General features: G+C 53.9%; 3 protein-coding genes. All 3 read right to left on the bottom strand.

Translation table 11 applies throughout. The features are described from left to right. Positions 1-513: TipJ family phage tail tip protein (gene gpJ / locus Xkoz_RS19125; protein WP_422646084.1), on the bottom strand; the 513-nt coding region annotated here is incomplete at its 3' end. A gap of 54 nt (positions 514-567) precedes the next feature. Continuing rightward, a complete protein-coding gene (locus Xkoz_RS19130) occupies positions 568-1143 on the bottom strand; it encodes a tail assembly protein (protein WP_099143512.1) in 576 nt (191 codons plus the stop codon). Continuing rightward, on the bottom strand, positions 1140-1277 hold a 138-nt coding region (locus tag Xkoz_RS19135; RefSeq protein ID WP_141554457.1), incomplete at its 5' end, for an NlpC/P60 family protein. The genes Xkoz_RS19130 and Xkoz_RS19135, both read right to left, overlap by 4 nt.

Raw genomic sequence — 1277 nt, forward strand, 5'->3', positions numbered from 1 at the left:
GCGTTCATATTTGGTGGTTGTCTTGCCATCAGCGGCGGTACGCAACACTTCTTGATACGCCCCGCCATCCGTTGCCACCTCTATCACATAATCAATGCGATACCCTACCGTGTCCCCATCTTCTTCTTGCTTTTGCAATTGCGGCCACGATAACCGAATGCGCACCGCAGAGAGCTGGGTATTGGTGACGGATCTCACCCATGACTCATTTAATTCAGTCCCGACGGTCAACTCATTTTCTACTGCGGGCATACCGGGGATATAATCTTGATGCGGCGTGCCGGGGCGAAACTCCCACCGCACACCCTCGAAATTGGGCGTACCATCGGGGCCAATAATCGGTGTGTTGTCCAGATATATGCTGGCGCCATCGAGTCCCCCGGCAAATTCCCCCTCCCCCAATGCCAATACGATTTTGGCGTACGAGGTTGATTGCAGAGAATCCGGTGACTCAACCGGGGTACGAGGGCTGTCGCCGCCGCCTTTGCTGCCCTGAATCAGATGCTGTTCCATATTTCACCCATAAAAAAAAGCCGCTTGCGCGACCTGATTGAAAACGATGAAGATTTATTGTTGGTCTTCGGCGTAGATACCGGCTGAGATAATAGCCCCGCCGATGCGGCGCTGACCGTAACCCAGCGGAACGGGGTTACCCTGCGCGATGGAGTTGACCGGACCACCGAAAGCATAGCTGGGTTTGTTATCGGGATCTTCCCGCCTCGCCAGTCCGCCCGGCATCGGCGACAACATTTGCACCACTCCGCCCAGCATCATACCTACGCCGGACATCACCATCGGCGCACCAAATGGCGTTGCCGATAAGAACACCCCGGCAACCACCATCACCGCGCCGAGAATAGTTTGAAACACGCCCGCTTTTTTGCTGCCAATGATCACCGGTACAATCCGAATGTCGCTCTCACCGGATAATGCCAGTTCGTCGCGATTGATATTGCGTTTTCCGATGAATACGGCAAAGGTTAACCCACGCTCTTTGGCACTCAGTAGGAACTTTTCGAAGCCGTCGATTAAGACCGACAATGCCCGAATCGCTTCCTGCGGCGAAGATACCGCTAATCGATGTTCTCGTCCGAACAGGGCGCCGAGTGTTCCGTATAACCGGATGGTTCGTAGTGTATTCATGTTGCTGACTCCTGATGCCTGACTATTTTCACGGTTCGCTCCTGCCAGTATCCGCTATAATGCACACGGTTACTGAGCTGTCCGTACATGTGGTGTAACATCAGCCCATCACCTATGTATACCCCGGCATGATT

Source organism: Xenorhabdus kozodoii, assembly GCF_002632875.1.
GTDB lineage: Bacteria > Pseudomonadota > Gammaproteobacteria > Enterobacterales > Enterobacteriaceae > Xenorhabdus > Xenorhabdus kozodoii.

Excerpts from the sequence above, each read along its gene's own strand:
- Xkoz_RS19130 (WP_099143512.1), bottom strand. The coding sequence starts at position 1,143 with ATGAATACACTACGAACCATCCGGTTATACGGAACACTCGGCGCCCTG.